16 protein-coding genes are annotated in these 19,286 nt (G+C 74.3%); 12 read left to right on the top strand and 4 right to left on the bottom strand.

Annotated elements, in window-relative coordinates:
• Positions 1–286 precede the first annotated feature (286 nt).
• The gene (locus tag ACWDBE_RS13225) at positions 287–1,249 is read left to right on the top strand and encodes a hypothetical protein (RefSeq protein WP_449808158.1); all 963 of its coding nucleotides are present in this window, start codon (positions 287–289) and stop codon (positions 1,247–1,249) included.
• A gap of 100 nt (positions 1,250–1,349) precedes the next feature.
• Here the strand turns inward: ACWDBE_RS13225 and ACWDBE_RS13230 are convergent, their stop codons facing one another.
• Positions 1,350–2,720: a DUF1015 family protein gene (locus tag ACWDBE_RS13230; protein WP_449789079.1), complete on the bottom strand. Its 1,371-nt coding sequence runs from the start codon at positions 2,718–2,720 to the stop codon at positions 1,350–1,352.
• Positions 2,721–2,812: 92 nt separating this feature from the next.
• Between ACWDBE_RS13230 and ACWDBE_RS13235 the strand changes: the two genes are divergently transcribed.
• Together ACWDBE_RS13235 and ACWDBE_RS13240 are read left to right on the top strand one after the other, a co-directional pair.
• Positions 2,813–3,517, top strand: coding sequence for a tetratricopeptide repeat protein (locus ACWDBE_RS13235; RefSeq protein WP_449807982.1), 705 nt, complete (start codon positions 2,813–2,815; stop codon positions 3,515–3,517).
• A 132-nt stretch (positions 3,518–3,649) separates the two neighbouring features.
• Positions 3,650–4,687, top strand: a complete 1,038-nt coding sequence (locus ACWDBE_RS13240; protein WP_449807983.1) for an HAD-IIA family hydrolase — start codon at positions 3,650–3,652, stop codon at positions 4,685–4,687.
• A 122-nt stretch (positions 4,688–4,809) separates the two neighbouring features.
• Here ACWDBE_RS13240 and ACWDBE_RS13245 read toward each other — a convergent pair whose 3' ends face one another.
• Positions 4,810–5,157: an SCP2 sterol-binding domain-containing protein gene (locus ACWDBE_RS13245; RefSeq protein ID WP_449789076.1), complete on the bottom strand. Its 348-nt coding sequence runs from the start codon at positions 5,155–5,157 to the stop codon at positions 4,810–4,812.
• A 182-nt stretch (positions 5,158–5,339) separates the two neighbouring features.
• On the opposite strand from ACWDBE_RS13245, the gene ACWDBE_RS13250 reads away from it, so the two are divergent.
• The 4 genes from ACWDBE_RS13250 (at position 5,340) to ACWDBE_RS13265 (ending at position 8,298) form a co-directional block, all read left to right on the top strand.
• On the top strand, positions 5,340–6,197 hold the full coding sequence (locus ACWDBE_RS13250; protein ID WP_449807984.1) for a hypothetical protein: 858 nt from the start codon (positions 5,340–5,342) through the stop codon (positions 6,195–6,197).
• Positions 6,181–6,456 carry a hypothetical protein gene (locus ACWDBE_RS13255; protein WP_449807985.1) on the top strand — a complete coding sequence of 92 codons (276 nt, stop codon included), beginning with the start codon at positions 6,181–6,183 and terminating at the stop codon, positions 6,454–6,456. Before ACWDBE_RS13250 ends, ACWDBE_RS13255 begins: the two co-directional genes overlap by 17 nt.
• A gap of 36 nt (positions 6,457–6,492) precedes the next feature.
• A complete protein-coding gene (locus ACWDBE_RS13260) occupies positions 6,493–7,299 on the top strand; it encodes a TlyA family RNA methyltransferase (protein ID WP_392922917.1) in 807 nt (268 codons plus the stop codon).
• A 93-nt stretch (positions 7,300–7,392) separates the two neighbouring features.
• Positions 7,393–8,298 carry an NAD kinase gene (locus ACWDBE_RS13265; RefSeq protein WP_392882735.1) on the top strand — a complete coding sequence of 302 codons (906 nt, stop codon included), beginning with the start codon at positions 7,393–7,395 and terminating at the stop codon, positions 8,296–8,298.
• 110 nt (positions 8,299–8,408) lie between these two features.
• On the opposite strand, the gene yczR is transcribed toward ACWDBE_RS13265, so the two are convergent.
• Positions 8,409–9,908 (bottom strand): MocR-like transcription factor YczR, encoded by a 1,500-nt coding sequence (gene yczR / locus ACWDBE_RS13270; RefSeq protein ID WP_449789073.1) that lies wholly within the window; start codon positions 9,906–9,908, stop codon positions 8,409–8,411.
• A gap of 257 nt (positions 9,909–10,165) precedes the next feature.
• Between yczR and yczE the strand changes: the two genes are divergently transcribed.
• The 3 genes from yczE to ACWDBE_RS13285 all read left to right on the top strand — a co-directional run bounded on the left by yczE (position 10,166) and on the right by ACWDBE_RS13285 (position 13,951).
• Positions 10,166–10,786: a membrane protein YczE gene (yczE, locus tag ACWDBE_RS13275; protein WP_449789091.1), complete on the top strand. Its 621-nt coding sequence runs from the start codon at positions 10,166–10,168 to the stop codon at positions 10,784–10,786.
• Between the two features lie 64 nt (positions 10,787–10,850).
• Positions 10,851–12,608 carry a DNA repair protein RecN gene (gene recN / locus ACWDBE_RS13280; protein ID WP_449789072.1) on the top strand — a complete coding sequence of 586 codons (1,758 nt, stop codon included), beginning with the start codon at positions 10,851–10,853 and terminating at the stop codon, positions 12,606–12,608.
• A gap of 164 nt (positions 12,609–12,772) precedes the next feature.
• A complete protein-coding gene (locus ACWDBE_RS13285; protein ID WP_449789071.1) occupies positions 12,773–13,951 on the top strand; it encodes a glycosyltransferase family 4 protein in 1,179 nt (392 codons plus the stop codon).
• Positions 13,952–14,028: 77 nt separating this feature from the next.
• On the opposite strand, the gene ACWDBE_RS13290 is transcribed toward ACWDBE_RS13285, so the two are convergent.
• A complete protein-coding gene (locus ACWDBE_RS13290; RefSeq protein ID WP_449789070.1) occupies positions 14,029–16,029 on the bottom strand; it encodes a glycoside hydrolase family 15 protein in 2,001 nt (666 codons plus the stop codon).
• A 718-nt stretch (positions 16,030–16,747) separates the two neighbouring features.
• On the opposite strand from ACWDBE_RS13290, the gene ACWDBE_RS13295 reads away from it, so the two are divergent.
• Positions 16,748–18,427: a CTP synthase gene (locus tag ACWDBE_RS13295; protein ID WP_392882748.1), complete on the top strand. Its 1,680-nt coding sequence runs from the start codon at positions 16,748–16,750 to the stop codon at positions 18,425–18,427.
• A gap of 124 nt (positions 18,428–18,551) precedes the next feature.
• A complete protein-coding gene (locus ACWDBE_RS13300) occupies positions 18,552–19,199 on the top strand; it encodes an NUDIX domain-containing protein (RefSeq protein ID WP_449807986.1) in 648 nt (215 codons plus the stop codon).
• The last annotated feature ends 87 nt before the right edge of the window (positions 19,200–19,286 follow it).

Raw genomic sequence — 19,286 nt, forward strand, 5'->3', positions numbered from 1 at the left:
CCGTCCGCGTCGTGACGACCGTCCGTCGGGCGGGTACGGCCGTGACCGCGATGACCGTGGTGGCGACCGTGGCGGCTTCCGTCGTGACGACCGCCAGGGCGGCGGCTTCAACCGCGAGCGCGGCGGTGACCGTGGCGGCTTCCGTCGCGATGACCGTGGTGGCGACCGTGGCGGCTTCCGTCGTGACGACCGCCAGGGCGGCGGCTACCGTCGGGACCGGGACGACCGCGGCGGTGACCGTCGGGACTACGACGACCGCCGGGGCAACTACGAGCCTGTCAAGCGTCTGCCGATCCCGGAGGACGTCACCGGCTTTGAGCTGGACGCGGACGTGCGTCAGGAGCTCAAGAGCCTGCCCAAGACCCTCGCGGACGACGTCGCCCGCAACCTGGTGATGGTGGCCCGCCTGCTCGACAGCGAGCCGGAGGAGGCCTACCAGTACTCGCGCGTCGCGCTCCGTCTGGCCTCCCGCGTGGCCGCCGTCCGTGAGGCCGCCGGTTTCGCCTCGTACATGACGCAGCGGTACTCCGAGGCGCTGACCGAGTTCCGTGCCGCCCGTCGGATGACCGGCCGTGCGGACCTGTGGCCGGTGATGGCCGACTGCGAGCGCGGTCTGGGCCGCCCGGAGCGGGCGCTGGCGATGGCCGGTGAGCCCGAGGTGAAGCAGCTGGACAAGGCTGGCCAGGTCGAGATGCGCCTGGTGGCGGCCGGTGCCCGCACCGACATGGAGCAGTTCGACGCCGCCGTGGTGACGCTGCAGAGCCCGGAGCTGGCCTCCAGCGCCGTGCACTCGTGGACCGCTCGCCTGCGGTACGCCTACGCCGAGGCCCTGATCGCGGCCGGCCGCGCCGACGAGGCCCGTGACTGGTTCGCCAAGGCCGCCGAGGCCGACACCGACGGCACCACCAACGCCTCGGAGCGGCTGGCCGAGATCGACGGCGTGGAGTTCACCGACACGCTCGACCCGGAGCTGGACGAGGATGAGGCCGAGTCGGTCGACGCCCCGACGAAGAAGCGCGGTGGCGGCGACAACGCCGACGACCGCGTGATCTTCGAGGACGAGGAGGACGTCGAGGAGTACTACGACGAGGACGACCTCGAGATCGACGACGACTTCGACGGCGTCGTCCCCGAGCGCGCCCAGGACGCCGAGGACCGCAAGGCCGAGGAGTCCGAGGTCGAGAAGACCGAGGTCGAGGAGACCAAGGCCGCCGAGGTCAAGGCCGACGCCGACGCTGACAAGAGCTGATCAGCTCCCCGGTCAACGCCGTGAGGCCCTGCCGTTCCCGGAACTTCGGGAACGGCAGGGCCTCACGGCGTTCGGGCCTGGTCGGGCCGACGGCGCGGTGTCAGCCCAGCGCGAGGTTGCGCAGCACCAGCCCGGTGGCCGGCTTCGGTCCGAAGGAGGTGGACTTGCGCGGCATCGTGACGCCCTGCTCGGCGAGCCGTCGCACCACGGACTCCCGGACCGGGTGCAGCAGGACGGCGGTGCCGCCGGTGCGGGCGGCCTCCTGTTCGGCGGCCACGGCGGTGTGCAGGTAGCCGATGTCGTCCGGGCCGTCGGGGACGTGCCAGGTGTGGTCGAGCAGGGTGGCGTGCAGGACGGTGGCGTCCAGGTGACGCCACTCCTCGGGTCTGCCGTGCGGCACGGTGGCGTCGAGCAGGGATTCCTCGGGCTCGCTGAGCAGCCAGTAGACGCCGTCGCCGCCGGTGACGACGAAGCCGTTGCCGCCGTGCCGCTTCTGCTCGGCGAGGGCCTGGAGCGCGGCGGACAGCGGTCCTGGGACCTCCTTGACCTTCCACTGGTCGCCGAGCCGCTCCAGCGCCTCGGCCACCGGCAGCCGGTACAGCACGCGGTGGATGGCGCGGACCCGCAGCGGGTAGCGGGCGGTGTCCACCAGGAGCACCATGCCGCGGTCCCAGGGGCTGCGCGGCAGGTGGCGGTGCTCGCGCTGGAGGCGCAGGTACATCTCCCAGCGGTGGTGGCCGTCGGCGATCAGTGCCCGGCAGGTGGCGAGGTCGCGGCTGATCTCGGCGATCTCGGCCGGGTCGGTGACCGCCCACAGGCGGTGGTGGGTCCCGTCGCTGGTGGCGGTGGAGAGCAGCGGCTCGCGTTCGACCGTTCGCTCGATCACGCCGGAGGCGCCGCCGTTGCCCCGGTAGGTGAGCAGCAGTGGTTCCAGGTTGGCGCGGGTGGTGCGCATCAGGCCGACCCGGTCGGCGACCGGCCGCGGCATCACGTCCTCGTGCGGGAGCACCACGCCGCCTTCGCGGCCGCTCACGGCGAGGGCGCCGATCAGGCCGCGCTGGAGCAGTTCGGGGGAGTCGTCGGTGGCCGGCACCCGCTGCTCGTAGACGTAGAGCGCGGGCTCGGGGTCGGCGGCCAGGACACCCTCGCGCTGCCAGGCGGCCAGCAGCCGGGCGGCGTGCCGGTAGCGGGTGTCGCGGTCGGGACGGTCGCCGGCGTCCTCGGGCTCCGGCCTGGGCAGGATCAGCCGGACCACGTTGTGGGGGTCGGCGGTCTCCAGGTCGAGCCGGCGGCCCGGGTCCACGACGTCGTACGGCGGGGACGTCACCGCGGCCAGGGTGCCGACCCGGTCGGGGACGTAGCGCAGGCCGCGGAAGGGGGACAGGGACAGGCCGGCGGTGGCGACGTGCCCGGGATCGCCGGGGCCGCCCTCGGGAGTCTCGACTCCGTCTTCTGCACTGGGTGTGCTCATTCTGGGCATCGTAACCGGGTACGCGTTGTTGAGAGATCGGAATGCCCGCGCCGAGTTGTGGGGCGGGTGTGGGACCGAGGGCGAGGTACGGCATGGACGACGGGCAGGAACGGGTGGACGGCGGCGGCCCGGCCGAGTCGGGCGGGCCGGTGGGCGCCACCCGCGGGGACGCTCCGGCCGACGGCGTACCGGACGGCGTACCGGGCGACGGCGCATCGGTCGGTGGGGCTCCGGGTGACGGCGCTCCGGGCGACGGCGTGCCGGTCCGCGGGGTGCCGCCGCAGAGCCGCTCCGGCGAGCCCGCCGGGGACGTGTACGAGTGGTTCCGCCGGGGAGCCCGGCTGCTGGCCCAGGGGCATCCGGCGGCCGCCGAGCAGTTGCTCGCCCGGGCGGTGGCGGCCGAGCCGCACTCGCGCAGCATTCGCGAGGCGCTGGCGCGGGCCCAGTTCGACGCGGGCTCGTACGCGGCGGCGCTGGAGAACTTCCGCGCTGTGGCGCTGGCGGACCCGGCGGACGACTACGCTCAGTTCGGGTGGGGAGTCGCGGCGGCCCGGCTGGGCGACTTCGAGACCTCCGCCGAGCACCTGGCGCTGGCCGTGGCGATGCGGCCGGAGTCCGACCACTACCGGCAGGCACTGCGGCAGACCCGGGCGACCCTGGCGGCCCGTGCGGGGGCCTACGGCCCGCTGCTGCCAGGAGCACCCGGGTACGTGGAGCCTCCGGCGGGGGCCGGGGACCCGGCCGGCGGAACGGTGGACGACACCGGTGCCGGCACCGGTACCGACGGCGGCGCCTGACCGGGCGGACGCCGTTGACGCACGACGCGGTGCGTCACGGACGACGCGACCCGTATGCGGCGACCCGGACGCAGTGGACGCAGCAGCGGACGCAGCAGTGAACGACGACGCAGTGAATGAGGTAGCGCAGCCATGACCGAGACGGCCACCCCCGTGCGACGGACCGCCCCCGGCGGCAGCGAGCGGCCGCTGACCCACGCCTACGACACCGCGCTGCTGGACCTGGACGGCGTGGTCTACACGGGCGCGCACGCGATCGAGCACGCGGTGGAGGCGCTGGACGCCGCCCGGACGGCCGGAATGCGGCTCGCCTACGTGACGAACAACGCCTCCCGCCCGCCGCGGGTGGTGGCCGAGCACCTGACCGAGCTCGGCATCCCGGCCGAGCCCTCCGACGTGATCAACTCGGCCCAGGCCGCCGCCCGGCTGATCGCCGAGAAGGTGCCGGCCGGCTCGAAGGTGCTGGTCGTGGGCGGTCTCGGGCTGGAGGAGGCGCTGGCCGAGCTGGGCCTGGTAGCGGTCCGCTCGCTGGCCGACGGGCCGCTCGCGGTGGTGCAGGGCTTCGACCCCTCGGTGGGGTGGACGGACCTTGCGGAGGCCTCGTACGCGGTGCAGAGCGGACTGCCCTGGGTGGCGTCCAACCTGGATCTGACGGTGCCGAGGGCCCGTGGCATCGCGCCCGGCAACGGCACCCTGGTGGCGGCGGTGCAGGCGGCGACCGGGGTGGAGCCGGAGGTGGCGGGCAAGCCGCTGCCGCCGATGCACCGGGAGACGGTGCTGCGCACCGGCGCGGAGCGGCCGTTGGTGGTCGGCGACCGGCTGGACACCGACATCGAGGGCGCGTTCAACGGCGGCGTGGACAGCCTGCTGGTGTTCACCGGCGTGACCGTCCCGGAGCTGCTGCTTTCGGCCCCGGTCGAGCACCGGCCGACGTATCTGGCAGAGGACCTGCGCGGACTGCTCGTCCCGCATCCGGAGGTGACGGCCGTGGCCGGCGGCTTCGCGTGCGGTGGCGTGGTCGCGGGCGTGGAGGCCGGCGTGCTGCGGCTGTCCGGTGCCGGGGACCGCTGGGACGGCCTGCGGGCGCTGTGCGCGGCGGCGTGGACGGTGCTGGACGCGGGCGGTGCGCCGGTGGACGGCCGTAAGGCGCTGGCCGATCTCGGGTTCTGAGGACGGTTCCGCGGTCGACGGGGGCCGCCCCCGGCTGAGCCCGGCTCGGTGGCCCCTGGTCCGATGACCGGCCCGGCTCGGCGGCGCCCGGTCCGGGAACGGCAGCTTCGGCGGTGCCGGTTTCAGAGCAGGGTGCGCAGCCGCAGCAGGTCGCGGAAGCCCGCCTCGAGCCTGACCCGGCCGCTCGCCCACGCGGAGGCGAAGTTGAGCCGGCCGTCGACCATCGCGACCAGGTCGTCGCTGCTCATGGTGAGCCGGATCGCCGCCTTCTCGGCCGGGGGGCCGGGGGCGGCGACCATGTCCTGGATGCGGCCGTCGCGCAGCTGTCCGGTGAAGGTCAGGTCGAGGTCGGTGATCCGGCAGCTGAGCGAGCGGTCGAGGGCGGCGGCCTTGCGGACGTCGCCGGTGGACTTCGCCATGTTCCGGCTGAGCTGCTCCAGTGCCTCCCGGCACTCCTCGGCGTTCGCCACGGGGCGGCTCCTCCCTCCCCCGGTCGCTACGGTGCTGACTGCGGGCCACGGTACCTCAGGAGGGTTTTGGCGGTAGCGTCGTCAGTGGGGTGCCCGCGACGGCGCCCGGGTACTGAGGGCGACGGAGCGACACGCGTAGGCGATTGGGAGGCACCCGGATGCTGCCGAGGACGGTTCGGGGAGTGGTGGAGACCGCCGCCGGGGTGGTCGAGGAGGTCGGCAAGATGGTCGTCGGGACGGCGACCTCGATCCTGGAGAAGGCCGGGGTCGATGTCGCCGGGGTCGAGCGCCGGCTGGGCGGTCAGTTCCCGCCGTCCGTGGAGACCTTGCAGACCCTGGCCGGGGAGGCGGTCACCGCCGGACGTGCCGGGGTGGATCTGGCGGTCGGCGTGGCACGCAACGAGGCGGAGAAGGTCTTCGAGAAGGTCGGGGACCAGGTGACCAAGGTCGGCGTGGTGCTGGCGTACCTGGAGACCAAGTTGCGTGAGGTCGAGGAGGAAGCCCCGGCGGCCGCGTCCGGGCCGGGGGCGTACGGGGCCGAGGAGCCGGTGCCGGCGCCGCGGGCCGGCGACCTGTTCGGGCGCGGTTGGGAGTTCGAGGAGGAGCGGTCGGCCGCCCGGACGGCGGATGAGCCGATAGTCGCAGAGCGGGTGGAGGTGGACGAGCCGGTCGAGGTCGAACCGCCGGTCCCGCCGGGGTCGATGGCCGCCCAGGCCCCGAAGGAGGAGGCCCCCGCTGCGCCGGAGACCGCTGCCGCGGGGAAGAGCACCGCCGCGAAGGACACTGCGGCGAAGGGACCGGCGAAGAAGTCCGCGGCCAAGAAGTCCGCGGCCAAGAAGAGCGCGGCGAAGAAGACGGCGGCAGCCGAGAGGACGACGGCCAAGAAGGCGGCCGCGAAGAAGACGACCACCGTGAAGAAGACCGCCACCGCCAAGCAGGCCGAGGCCGAGCCGGGGACGCCCGCGAAGCGTGCGGCGACCAGGAAGACCACCGTCCGCAAGGCCACCAGCACGAAGAAGCCCGATGCCCACGACGAGTGAACCGCCCGCGGCCGCCCGCCCGCCCGAGCCTTCCCGCTTTCCCGAGCCCGTCCAGGACACCGAGCCCGTACGGGACACCGAGCCGCTGGATGCCGAGCCGCTGGGCATCGAGCCGGCGCCCACCGGCCACCCCGGCGTGGACGCGGGCCTGGCCCGGCTGGAGGCCTTGGACGGGGTCCCGGCCGAGGCACACGTCGCGGTGTACGAAGATGTTCACCAGCGGCTCGTCGACACACTGGCCGCGCTCGACCAGGAATGACCCGCAGGATCCGTAGGAGCTGAAACACCAGTGGCAGTGGCACGACGCCGACTCGACGCGGAACTGGTCCGCCGCAAGCTGGCCCGATCGCGTGAGCACGCGTCCGAGCTGATCGCCGCCGGGCGGGTGACCGTCGGCGGCACCACCGCGACCAAGCCGGCCACCCAGGTGGAGACCTCGGCGGCGGTCGTGGTGGCCAAGGACGACAACGACCCCGACTACGTCTCGCGCGGCGGCCACAAGCTCGCCGGCGCGTTCGCGGCCTTCGTGCCGCAGGGCCTGGTGGTCGAGGGCCGCCGGGCGCTGGACGCCGGGGCCTCCACCGGCGGGTTCACCGACGTGCTGCTGCGCGCCGGGGCCGCGCACGTGCTGGCGGTGGACGTCGGTTACGGGCAGCTCGCCTGGTCGCTGCAGAGCGACGAGCGGGTCACGGTGATGGACCGCACCAATGTGCGCGAGCTGACCCCGGACCTGATCGGCGGCACCCTGGTGGACCTGGTGGTGGGCGACCTGTCGTTCATCTCGCTGGGTCTGGTGCTCCCGGCGCTCGCCTCCTGCGCGGCCGAGGACGCGGACCTGGTGCTGATGGTCAAGCCCCAGTTCGAGATCGGCAAGGAGCGTCTGGGCAGCGGCGGGGTGGTGCGCAGCCCGCAGCTGCGCGCCGAGATGGTGCGCCAGGTCGCGGGGCAGGCGTGGGAGCTCGGGCTGGGCGTGCGCGCGGTCACCGCGAGCCCCCTGCCGGGGCCGTCCGGCAACGTCGAGTACTTCCTCTGGCTGCGCCGGGACGCTCCGCAGCTGGACCCCGCGGAGGCGGACCGGGCCGTGGCGGAGGGGCCCCGGTAGGGTGCCTTGCGAGCGTCCGGCGCGTCATGTCGTATGGCGCGGCCGCACCGGGGCCAAGGGCGACCCGGCAGGCGTTAGGGAGAGGGCAGCGGCATGAGCGATGAAGAACGTACGGTCTTCCTGATCGCGCACACCGGCCGGGAGGCGGCGCTGCGCAGCGTCGAGGGTCTGGTGCACGGGCTGCTGAAGGCGGGGCTCCGGATCAGACTGCTGGAGGCCGAGGCGGTGGACCTGGATCTGCCGGAGGGCGTCGAGAAGGTGTCCGAGGGCCCCGGGGCGGCGGACGGCTGCGAGCTGATCCTGGTGGCCGGCGGGGACGGGACGCTGCTGCGCGGGGCGGAGCTGGCGCGTTCGCACGGGCTGCCGATGCTCGGGATCAACCTGGGCCGGGTGGGCTTCCTCGCCGAGGCCGAGCGGGACGACCTGGCCGTGGTGGTCGAGCGGGTGGTGGACGCCGACTACGAGGTCGAGGAGCGGATGACGATCGACGTCATCGTCCGCACCAACGGCGATGTGGTGCACGAGGACTGGGCGCTGAACGAGGCCTCGATCGAGAAGGCGTCCCGGGAGCGGATGCTGGAGGTGGTGACCGAGGTGGACGGCCGTCCGGTCTCCAACTTCGGCTGTGACGGCGTGGTGTGCGCGACGCCGACCGGCTCCACCGCGTACGCGTTCTCCGGTGGCGGGCCGGTGGTGTGGCCGGAGGTGGAGGCGCTGCTGATGGTGCCGATCTCCGCGCACGCGCTGTTCGCCCGCCCGCTGGTGACCTCGCCGGAGTCGGTGCTGGCGGTGGAGGTGCAGCCCAAGACCCCGCACGGCGTGCTCTGGTGTGACGGGCGGCGTTCGGTCGAACTGCCCGCCGGGGCACGGGTGGAGGTCCGCCGGGGTCGGACGCCGGTGCGGCTGGCCAGACTGCACCGGGCGCCGTTCACTGACCGGCTGGTGGCCAAGTTCGCTCTGCCGGTGACGGGTTGGCGCGGCCGGGCGGACCACCACTAGCGCCGGTCGGCGGCCGTACGGCGGGCCGACGCCCGTACACATGTGCCGAATCCGGTGCGCGCCACGGCCGTTCACCCGGCCGGGGGCACGCACCGGGCGCTGACTGACCGTCAGACCGCCAGTGTCTGGGTCTCGTCGGCCGCTTCGAGCCGTCCTCCGTTCGCGGCGTGGGCGGCCAGGGCGGCGAGGCGTTCGACGGCGGCGGGGACGGTCGCGGCGGGCACGGTGACCGGCAGGCGGATGTGGTGCTCGAAGGCGCCGTCCGCGCCGAAGCGGTTGCCCGAGGCGATCCGGACCCCGCCGCGCTCCCCGGCCCGGGCCAGTGCCGCGCCGGACAGGCCGTCGGTGGAGACCCACAGGGACAGGCCGCCGGACGGCATGGTGAAGCTCCATCCGGGGAGCCGTTCGGGCAGGGCGGTGGCGAAGGCCCGCGCGGTGGCCCGCAGCCGGGTCAGCTGGTGTTCCCGGACGTCGGGCAGCAGCTCACCCAGCAGTTCGGCGGCGATCAGCTGGTCCAGTACCGGGGTGCCGACGTCGCTGTAGACCCGCTCGGTGGCCAGTCGGCGCACCAGCGCGGGCGCGGCCCTGACCCAGCCGATCCGCAGCCCGCCCCAGAGCAGCTTGCCCGCCGAGCCGACGGTGACCACCTGGGCGGAGCGGTCCAGTGCCGCCATGGGGCGCGGCAGCGGTGTGGACGGCGGTACGCCCCAACCGAGTTCGGCGGTGGTCTCGTCGGCGAGCACGATGCTCCCGGCGGCCCGGGCGGCGGCCAGCAGCCGGCGGCGCTGCTCCTCGTCGATCAGCGCGCCGGTCGGGTTGTGGAAGTCCGGGATCACGTAGGCGACCTTGGGGCCGGCGCCGCGCAGCACCCGCCGCCACTCGTCGAGGTCCCAGGAGGGCTGCGCAGTCCACGCGTACGGCACCGGGACCAGGCGCGCGCCGGTCAGCCGCAGGGACTGCAGGGTGTTCGCGTAGCTGGGTGCCTCGACGGCGACCCGGTCGCCGCGGCCGATCAGCGCCCGCTGGACCAGGTGCAGGCCGCCCATGGCGCCGGTGGTGATCAGGATCTGGTCGGGGGTGGTGGGCAGGCCGCGCTCGGTGAAGCGGCGGGCGACGGCCTCGCGCAGCACCGGGACGCCGGTGGGGTAGTGGCCGTGCCCGGCGGTGTAGTGCGGCAGCTGTTCGACGGCCCGGGCGGCGGCCTGGCCGACCCAGGGCTGCGGGGCGGGCGGGGCGGCGACGCCGAGGTCCAGGACGCGGCCCTGCTCGTCCGGCGGGACGGGGTGCAGCGCCTCGCTGGGCGGCGGGGCCCCCTCGGGTAGGGCGGTCCAGCTTCCGGCGCCGCGCCGGCTGCGCAGGTAGCCGTCGCCGCGCAGGGTCTCGTACGCGGTGGCGACGGTGGTGCGGCTCATCGCCAGGGCGGTGGCCAGCTCGCGTTCGGCCGGCAGCCGGGCGCCGACCGGCAGCCGGCCCTCGGTGACCAGCAGCCGGATCTGTCCGGCCAGGGTGCGGTAGGCGGGGCGGCGGGCGGCGGCCGGCTCGGGGAGCCGGGCGGTGGCGAGCAGCCGGGCCAGGGCGGGCGGGGTGACGGTGGTGTGCCAGTCGGCCATGCGATCAGTCCACTTGCTCGGTATTGGCCCTGGAGTGGGTCGTATTGGCCTGGCCATCATGGCAGGGCGGCCAGGCCGGCCGCCACCACCGGGAGCCCCGGTGGTGCAGCACCACCGCAGGAGCACCATTGGCCACCGCGACCACACCGCCGACGCCGACCGCCGCCTCGACCGCACCGCCACCGACGTCAGACTCCGCCACGCCCGTACCGGCCGCGTCGGTCGCCGCCGCCCCGGGCGCCGGCCTCGCCGTTCGGGTGTTCGGTGACACCCGAGCCCTGGGCCGCCGGATCCCGCAGCTGTTCGCCGGCCTCGCCCTGTACGGCGCGAGCATGGCGTTGATGCTCCGCTCCGGTCTCGGCCTCGACCCCTGGGACGTCCTGCACCAGGGCCTGCAGCGCACCGTCGGGCTCTCGGTCGGCGCCTGGGTGACGATCTGCGGCGCCCTCGTCCTGCTGCTGTGGATCCCGCTGCGCCAGCGCCCGGGCCTGGGCACCGTCGCCAACGTGCTGGTGATCGGCGCGGCCATGGACCTCACCCTGGAGGCCCTCGGCAGCCCCGGCTCCCTGCCCGCGCGGATAGCGCTGTCGGCCGCGGCGATCGCCCTCAACGGCCTGGCCACCGGCCTCTACATCGGCGCCCGGCTCGGCCCGGGCCCGCGCGACGGCCTGATGACCGGCCTGCACCGGCGCACCGGACGTTCGCTGCGGCTGATCCGCACCGGCATCGAGGTGACGGTCCTCACCGTCGGCCTGCTGCTCGGCGGCACCGTCGGGGTCGGCACCGTCGCGTACGCGCTGGCCATCGGCCCGATGGTGCAGCTCTTCCTGCCCTGGTGCACGGTGCCGGTGCCCGCCGGGGACTCCCGGAAGGGATGAACTTCGGGGCACGGAGTTGCCGCGCGCCGTTGCCGCTCGTCGCGCGCCGGGGGTGGAACCTCGTATGGTCGTCTCCGTGTTGGACGAGATGCGGATACGGGATCTTGGGGTCATCGACGACGCGGTGGTCGAGCTGGCCCCCGGCTTCACCGCCGTGACCGGTGAGACCGGCGCCGGCAAGACCATGGTCGTGACCAGCCTCGGCCTGCTGCTCGGCGGCCGCGCCGATCCGGGCCTGGTGCGCAACGGCACCGGACGCGCCGTCGTGGAGGGCCGGCTGGAACTGCCGTCCGGCTCCCCGGTGGCGGCCCGCGCGATCGAGGCCGGGGCCGAACTGGACGACGGCGCGCTGCTGATCAGCCGGACCGTCTCCGCCGAGGGCCGCTCCCGGGCGCACGTCGGCGGACGGTCCGTCCCGGTCGGCCTGCTCGCCGAGATCGGCGAGGACCTGATCGCCGTGCACGGCCAGACCGACCAGCAGCGCCTGCTGCGCCCGGCCCGCCAGCGCGGCGCGCTGGACCGGTACGCGGGAGCCTCGGTGGCCGAGCCGCTGGCCCGCTACCGGGAGACCTACCGCACCCTGCGCGAGGTCTCCGCGACCCTGGAGGAGCTCACCACCCGGGCCCGCGAGCGCGCCCAGGAGGCCGATCTGCTGCGCTTCGGCCTGGACGAGATCGCCGCCGCCGAGCCGGTGGCCGGCGAGGACGAGGAGCTGGCCGCCGAGGCCGAGCGGCTCGGCCACGCCGACGCGCTGTCCTCCGCCGCGACCCTCGCCCACGCCGCCCTGGCCGGCGACCCGGTCGACCCGGAGGCACTGGACGCGGGCACCCTGCTCGCCCAGTCCCGCCGGGCCCTGGACGCCGTGCGCCACCACGACGAGCGGCTGGCCGCCCTGGCCGACCGCCTCAACGAGGTCGGCTACCTGCTCGCCGACGTGGCCGGCGACCTGGCCGGCTACGCGGACGACCTGGACGCCGACCCGGTGCGCCTGGCCGCCGTCGAGGACCGCCGGGCCGTGCTCGCCCAGCTGCTGCGCAAGTACGGCGGCGAGGAGAACTCGCTCGCCGAGGTGATCGCCTGGGCCGAGGCCGGGGCGACCCGGCTCGCCGAGCTCGACGGCGACGACGACCGGATCGACGAGCTCGGCGCCCGGGAGACCGAGCTGCGGGCCGAACTGGCCGAGCTGGCCACCGAGGTCTCCCGGGCCCGGTACGCCGCGGCCGGGCGGTTCGCCGAGGCGGTCTCCGCCGAACTCGCCGAACTGGCCATGCCGCACGCCCGGGTGACCTTCTCGATCAGCCAGGTCGACGACCTGGCCGGGATCGAGGTCGGTGGGCGCACCGTCGCCTACGGTCCCCACGGCGTGGACGAGGTGGAGGTGCTGCTCGCCCCGCACCCCGGCGCCCAGCCGCGCCCGATCGCCAAGGGCGCCTCCGGCGGTGAGCTGTCGCGCGTGATGCTCGCCGTCGAGGTGGTCTTCGCGGGCGCCGACCCCGTCCCCACCTACCTGTTCGACGAGGTGGACGCGGGCGTCGGCGGCAAGGCCGCGGTCGAGATCGGCCGCCGGCTGGCCAAGCTGGCCGAGTCCGCCCAGGTCGTGGTGGTCACCCACCTCCCGCAGGTCGCCGCGTTCGCCGACCGGCACCTGGTGGTGGAGAAGACCCACGACGGCACCGTGACCCGCAGCGGCGTCAAGGTGCTGAACGACGAGGAGCGGGTGCGCGAACTCTCCCGGATGCTGGCCGGCCTGGAGGACTCGGAACTGGGCCGTGCCCACGCCGAGGAACTGCTGGCCACGGCCCGCGCCCCGCGCCGCCGGTAGCGGCCGCCGGCGGCCCCTCGGACGTCGGCGACGCGCCCGGTGGCGCCGACTGTCCAAGAGGGCCGCCGACCTGGCATGGTGGCGGCTGGACACTGGCTTCCCAGCCCCGAGCGCCGCCCGGCGGGCAATCCTCGCGAAGCGGCGCGCGAACCCGATCGAGTCGGATGCGAGACGACGTGGACCATTCCGCCGCCCGGGCCACCGCGGCCGTCCCCGAACCGGGGCAGCTGCAGGTGGTACTCGTCCTGGCCGCCAGCAGCGGCGGCATCGGTGCGCACGTGCGCTCCCTGGCCCAGGGCCTGGTCGCGCACGGCGTGAACGTCACTGTCTGCGCGCCGGCCGGTGCGGACGCCCTGTTCGGGTTCTCCCGTACGGGCGCCAGGTTCCACACCGTCGAGATCACCCCCACCGCGGGCGCCCGCAGCGACGCCACCGCGATCGGCGAGCTGCGCCGGGCCTTCACCGGCGCCGACGTGGTGCACGCCCACGGGCTGCGCGCCGGCCTGCTGTCCGACCTGGCGCTGCGCACCGCGGGCCGTTTCCCCGGTCTGCGCCCGGAGACCCCGCTGGTGGTCACCTCGCACCACGCGCTGCTGGCCACCGGTCTGGAGCGGCGGCTGCAGCGGCTGATGGAGCGCCGGGTGGCGCGCGCCGCCGACCTGGTCCTCGGCGCCTCCTCCGACCTGGTCGCCCGGGCCCGCGAACTGGGCGCAACCGACGCCCGGTTGGGCCCGGTGTCCGCCCCGCCGATGCCCGAGGGCCTGCTCGGCCGCGCCGAGGCGCGCGCCGAACTGCTCGGCGGCGGCCCGGACCGTCCGCTGGTGCTGGCGGTCGGCCGGCTCGTCCCGCAGAAGGCCTTCGGGCTGCTGCTGGACGCCACCCGGGAGCTGTCCACGCTGGACCCGGAGCCGCTGGTGCTGCTCGCCGGGGACGGTCCGGAGGCGGGTGCGCTGCGCGAGCGGGTGGCCACGGAGAAGCTGCCGGTGCGGCTGCTCGGCTACCGCACCGACGTGCCCGACCTGCTGGCCGCCGCCGACGTCGTGGTGGTCTCCAGCCGCTGGGAGGCCCGCTCGTTGGTGGTGCAGGAGGCCATGCGGGCCGGCGTGCCGGTGGTCGCCACCGCCGTCGGCGGCATCCCCGAACTGGTCGGCGACGCCGCCGAACTGGTGCCCCCCGGCGACCCGGCGGCGCTCGGCCGCGCGGTGCGCGCACTGCTGGCCGACCCGGCCCGCCGCGAGCACCTGGTGGCGGCCGGCCGGCAGCAGGCCGAGACCTGGCCGGACGAGGCCGCCACCGTCGCCCAGGTGCTCAGCACCTACGACGAGCTGGTGCAGCGAGGGTAGGTCCGCGCCGGGCGGACCGTCGCCGGTGGCCGGCCGGATGGTGGCCGGCCGACGGTGGCCGGCCGGAGGGTCGCCCGCTAGACGGTGGCCCGCTCGACCCGGTCGGCGGCCGGACCGTCCGGCTGGGCGGACAGGTACGCGGCGCCGCAGGCGGTCAGCCGCAGGGCGGTGTCGATCAGCGGGACGTGGCTGAAGGCCTGGGGGAAGTTGCCGACCTGCCGCTTGAGCCGCGGGTCCCACTCCTCGGCGAGCAGGCCCAGGTCGTTGCGCAGCGCCAGCAGTCGGTCGAACAGCTCGCGGGCCTCCTGCACCCGGCCGATCATGGCGAGGTCGTCGGCCAGCCAGAAGGAGCAGGCCAGGAAGGCGCCCTCGTGGCCGGAGAGACCGTCGACGTTGTTGCCCGACTCGTCGTGGGTCGGGTAGCGCAGCACGAAGCCGTCCTCGGTGGACAGTTCGCGCTGGATCGCCTCGATGGTGCCGATCACCCGCTTGTCATCCGGCGGGAGGAAACCGACCTGGGGGATCAGCAGCAGCGAGGCGTCCAGCTCCCGGCCGCCGTAGTACTGGGTGAAGGTGTTGCGCTCCGGGTCGTAGCCCTTCTCGCAGACGTCCGCGTGGATCTGCGCGCGCAGCGCCCGCCAGCGCTCCAGGTGCCCGTCGGAGGGCTCGTCCTCGGGGGCCTGCTCCAGCAGCTTGATGGTCCGGTCGACGGCGACCCAGGCCATCACCTTGGAGTGGACGAAGTGCCGGCGCGGGCCGCGGACCTCCCAGATGCCCTCGTCCGGCTCCTGCCAGTGGTCCTCCAGGTACTCGATCAGGCGCAGCTGGAGGTGGTGGGCGTGGTCGTTGCGGACCAGGCCGGTCATGTGGGCGAGGTGGAGGGCTTCGACGACCTCGCCGTAGACGTCGAGCTGGAGCTGTCCGGCGGCGCCGTTGCCGACCCGGACGGGCCGGGAACCCTCGTAGCCGGGCAGCCAGTCCAGTGAGGACTCGGTGAGCTCGCGCTCGCCGGCGATGCCGTACATGATCTGGAGGTTCTCCGGGTCCCCGGCGACGGCGCGCAGCAGCCACTCGCGCCAGGCGCGGGCCTCCTCGCGGTAGCCGGTGCGCAGCAGGGAGGAGAGGGTGATGGCGGCGTCGCGCAGCCAGGTGTAGCGGTAGTCCCAGTTGCGTTCGCCGCCGATGTCCTCCGGGAGGGAGGTGGTGGGGGCGGCGACGATGCCCCCGGTGGGGGCGTAGGTGAGGCCCTTGAGGGTGATCAGGGAGCGGATCACGGCCTCGCGGTAGGGGCCCTGGTAGGTGCACTGGTCGGCCCACTCGTGCCAGAAGTCGGCGGTGGCGTCGAGCAGTTCCTCGGCGTCCGGGGGCCTGGGCGGGTCGAGGTGGGAGGCCTGCCAGGTGAGGGCGAAGGCGATCCGCTCGCCGGCGGTGACGGTGAAGTCGGCGTAGGTGGTGAGGTCGCGGCCGTAGGTCTCGGCCTTGCCGTCCAGCCAGACCGAGTCGGGGCCGGCCATGGCGACGGTGCGGTGGCCGCCGTCGGCCTGCTCCACGCGGTGCACCCAGGGCACCACCCGGCCGTAGGAGAAGCGCATCCGCAGGGCCGAGCGCATCCGCACGGTACCCGAGACGCCCTCGACGATCCGGATCACCTGGGGGACGGCGTCCTTGCCGGCCAGCGGGCGCGGCGGCATGAAGTCGATCACCCGGACGGTGCCGCCCTGGGCGTCCCACTCCTGCTCCAGGATCAGCGAGTCGCCCCTGTAGTGGCGGCGGTCGGCGGGCAGGGCGGGCGCGGCGGCGGTGGGCGGGGGCACCCGCAGGTCGGCGGTGTCGGCGATGCGGATCCGGCCGGTGCCGCTGGGGGGCGTGGTGGCGGCCGGCGCGGGGACCTCGGTCAGGACGGCCTCGGCCGGGCCGATCCGCCAGAAACCGTGTTCATCGGTGCCGAGCAGGCCGGCGAACACGGCCGGCGAGTCGAAGCGGGGAAGGCAGAGCCAGTCCACCGCCCCGTCCCTGCTGACCAGGGCAGCGGTCTGCATGTCCCCGATGAGTGCGTAGTCCTCGATACGGCCGGCCACGTGGATCTCCAGTTCGCAATGTGGTCAGGGCATCGGCGAGCGGAGGGAGCGAGCGGTCTGCGGGGCCGGAGGTCCACCCCGGGACGTCCGGCCTGCCGGGGTGGTGGCGGGCCTTGCTGGAGTGTCCGCGGGGCTCGGTCGAGCCCCTGGAGTGGGTGGGGATGAGCGGGAATACGGGGAGGTCCGGTCGCGCATCGGGGACCGGGAGTGTCCTGACCCTCCCACGCCCTCCGCGTGCTCGTGCTGTCGGCGATGCGTCCGTGCAGCTTACGACGGACGAAAGGGGCGAAGCACGCGGACGCAGCCCGGTGTGGCGCCGCAATTCGGCGGAAATGCCGTGCATCGTGAGGACGCGGCGCAGGATGGTCCGGAAGGATCACCTCCGGCTGGTCCGGCCGGAGGAGCCGGAATGGTCCGGACGGATGGCGCGCCCTGGCCCGGTCCGGTGGGTTGTGCGACCGGTGTGACACGAGCGGCGTGTGATGCGCCGGTGGTGCGCCCCGCGCGCGCTCCCGGCGCGGCGCGCGCGGCCCGAACGGCGTCCGGTCCGCGTCACTGTTACCCTGGTATCCCGTGGACCGGCGGGATCAAAACGCCCCGGACCAGCCGAACCGACGACCCAAAGAGCGCCGCGCACCGCGCCGGCCTCCCGTCGCCCGGCGAACCCCGAGCCTCCCGCCCACGTCACTTTCGACACGCGACCCACGGGAGCCCCCTCTTGGCACAGCCCCATTCCGGCAAGGCAGCGAACGGCCGCGCCGTGACGACCAAGCACCTCTTCGTCACCGGGGGTGTCGCCTCTTCTCTCGGAAAGGGGCTCACCGCCTCCAGCCTCGGCGCGCTGCTCAAGGCCCGCGGCCTGCGCGTGACGATGCAGAAGCTCGACCCGTACCTCAACGTGGACCCGGGCACCATGAACCCGTTCCAGCACGGTGAGGTGTTCGTCACCGACGACGGCGCCGAGACCGACCTGGACATCGGCCACTACGAGCGGTTCCTGGACACCAACCTCCACGGCTCGGCGAACGTCACCACCGGCCAGGTGTACTCGACCGTCATCGCCAAGGAGCGCCGCGGCGAGTACCTGGGCGACACCGTCCAGGTCATCCCGCACATCACCAACGAGATCAAGTCCCGGATCCGCCGGATGGCGACCGAGGACGTCGACGTGGTGATCACCGAGGTCGGCGGCACCGTCGGCGACATCGAGTCGCTGCCGTTCCTGGAGGCCGTCCGCCAGGTCCGCCACGAGGTCGGCCGGGACAACGTGTTCTTCGTGCACGTCTCCCTGCTGCCGTACATCGGCCCCTCGGGCGAGCTGAAGACCAAGCCCACCCAGCACTCCGTCGCCGCGCTGCGCAACATCGGCATCCAGCCCGACGCGATCGTGCTGCGCGCCGACCGCGAGGTCCCGCAGGCGATCAAGCGCAAGATCTCGATGATGTGCGACGTGGACGAGGAGGCCGTGGTCGCGGCCATCGACGCCAAGTCGATCTACGACATCCCCAAGGTGCTGCACGGCGAGGGCCTGGACGCCTACGCGGTGCGCCGCCTGGACCTGCCGTTCCGCGACGTCGACTGGACCACCTGGGACGACCTGCTGCGCCGCGTCCACGAGCCGCAGCACATCGTGAAGGTCGCCCTGGTCGGCAAGTACATCGACCTGCCGGACGCCTACCTGTCGGTGACCGAGGCGCTGCGCGCCGGCGGCTTCGCCAACAACGCCCGGGTCGAGATCAAGTGGGTCACCTCGGACGACTGCGAGACCCCCGAGGGCGCCCAGGCGCAGCTCGGCGACGTCGACGCGATCTGCATCCCCGGCGGCTTCGGCGACCGCGGCGTCAACGGCAAGGTCGGCGCCATCACCTACGCCCGCGAGAACAAGGTCCCGCTGCTGGGCCTGTGCCTGGGCCTGCAGTGCGTCGTCATCGAGGCGGCCCGCAACCTGGCCGGCCTGCCGGAGGCCAACTCCACCGAGTTCGACGCCGCCGCCAAGCACCCGGTCATCTCCACCATGGCCGAGCAGCTGGCCATCGTCGACGGCAAGGGCGACCTGGGCGGCACCATGCGCCTGGGCCTGTACCCGGCCAAGCTCGCCGAGGGCTCGATCGTCCGTGAGGTCTACGGCGGCGAGCAGTACGTCGAGGAGCGCCACCGCCACCGCTACGAGGTCAACAACGCCTACCGCGCGGACCTGGAGAAGACCGGCCTGGTGTTCTCCGGCCTCTCGCCCAAGGGCGACCTGGTCGAGTACGTCGAGTACCCGCGCGAGGTGCACCCCTACCTGGTGGCCACCCAGGCCCACCCGGAGCTGAAGTCCCGTCCGACCCGCCCGCACCCGCTGTTCGCGGGCCTGGTCAAGGCGGCCATCGAGATCAAGACCGCGGCCTCGAAGTAGTTCTCCCTCGCCGCAGTCGGCCGTCGTCGTCGACAGCGGTCGCTCACCGGACGGCGGCCCCGCGATTCCCGCGGGGCCGCCGTCCGGCGTTAGATTGTGTCGTACTGACGAAAAGGGGAGAGCGATGGACGAGCAGGGCCGCCAGGGGATCTTCGACGTGGCCGAGGAGTGGGAGGTCCGGGCGAGCGGGACGCCGTTCCAGGGCAAGGTCACCGGGGTGCGCAGCGAGGAGGTCCGGATGCCCGACGGCAGTTGGGCCCGCCGCGACTACCAGACCCACCCCGGCTCCGTCTCGGTGCTCGCCCTGGACGACGAGCAGCGGGTGCTGGTGCTGCGCCAGTACCGCCACCCGGTGCGCCAGCGTCTGTGGGAGCTGCCGGCCGGCCTGCTCGACGTCCCCAGCGAGAACCCGTGGCACGCCGCGCAGCGCGAGCTGTACGAGGAGGCGTACTGCAAGGCCGGCACCTGGCGGATCCTCGCCGACTACTACACCTCCCCGGGCGGCACCGACGAGGCGCTGCGGATGTTCCTCGCCACCGACCTGGCGCCGGCCGAGGGCGAGCGCTACGCCGCCGAGGGCGAGGAGCAGGAGATCGAGGTCGCCTGGGTGCCGGTGCCGGAGCTGATCCGGCTGATCCAGGCGGGGAGGCTGCACAACCCGACGCTGATCACCGGCACCCTCGCGGTGCACGCCGCGCTCACCGGCCCGGACGGGCTGGACGCGCTGCGCGCGGCGGACTCGCCGTGGCCGGCCCGGCCCTTCGAGGCCTGAGGGGGTCGGGTCCGGGCAGACCGGGGCCGGGCCGGGCCGGGTCGGTCGGGCGGCCGGCCGAGGGGCCGGTCGAGGGGCGACCGGGTC

Source organism: Kitasatospora sp. NPDC001132, assembly GCF_053598415.1.

What these genes read in the sequence shown, in the direction of transcription:
- ACWDBE_RS13240 (WP_449807983.1), top strand. Translation starts at nt 3,650, where the DNA reads ATGACCGAGACGGCCACCCCCGTGCGACGGACCGCCCCCGGCGGCAGC.
- ACWDBE_RS13285 (WP_449789071.1), top strand. Translation starts at nt 12,773, where the DNA reads ATGCGAGACGACGTGGACCATTCCGCCGCCCGGGCCACCGCGGCCGTC.
- ACWDBE_RS13265 (WP_392882735.1), top strand. Translation starts at nt 7,393, where the DNA reads ATGAGCGATGAAGAACGTACGGTCTTCCTGATCGCGCACACCGGCCGG.
- yczR (WP_449789073.1), bottom strand. Translation starts at nt 9,908, where the DNA reads ATGGCCGACTGGCACACCACCGTCACCCCGCCCGCCCTGGCCCGGCTG.
- recN (WP_449789072.1), top strand. Translation starts at nt 10,851, where the DNA reads ATGGTCGTCTCCGTGTTGGACGAGATGCGGATACGGGATCTTGGGGTC.
- ACWDBE_RS13255 (WP_449807985.1), top strand. Translation starts at nt 6,181, where the DNA reads ATGCCCACGACGAGTGAACCGCCCGCGGCCGCCCGCCCGCCCGAGCCT.
- ACWDBE_RS13300 (WP_449807986.1), top strand. Translation starts at nt 18,552, where the DNA reads ATGGACGAGCAGGGCCGCCAGGGGATCTTCGACGTGGCCGAGGAGTGG.
- ACWDBE_RS13235 (WP_449807982.1), top strand. Translation starts at nt 2,813, where the DNA reads ATGGACGACGGGCAGGAACGGGTGGACGGCGGCGGCCCGGCCGAGTCG.
- ACWDBE_RS13230 (WP_449789079.1), bottom strand. Translation starts at nt 2,720, where the DNA reads ATGAGCACACCCAGTGCAGAAGACGGAGTCGAGACTCCCGAGGGCGGC.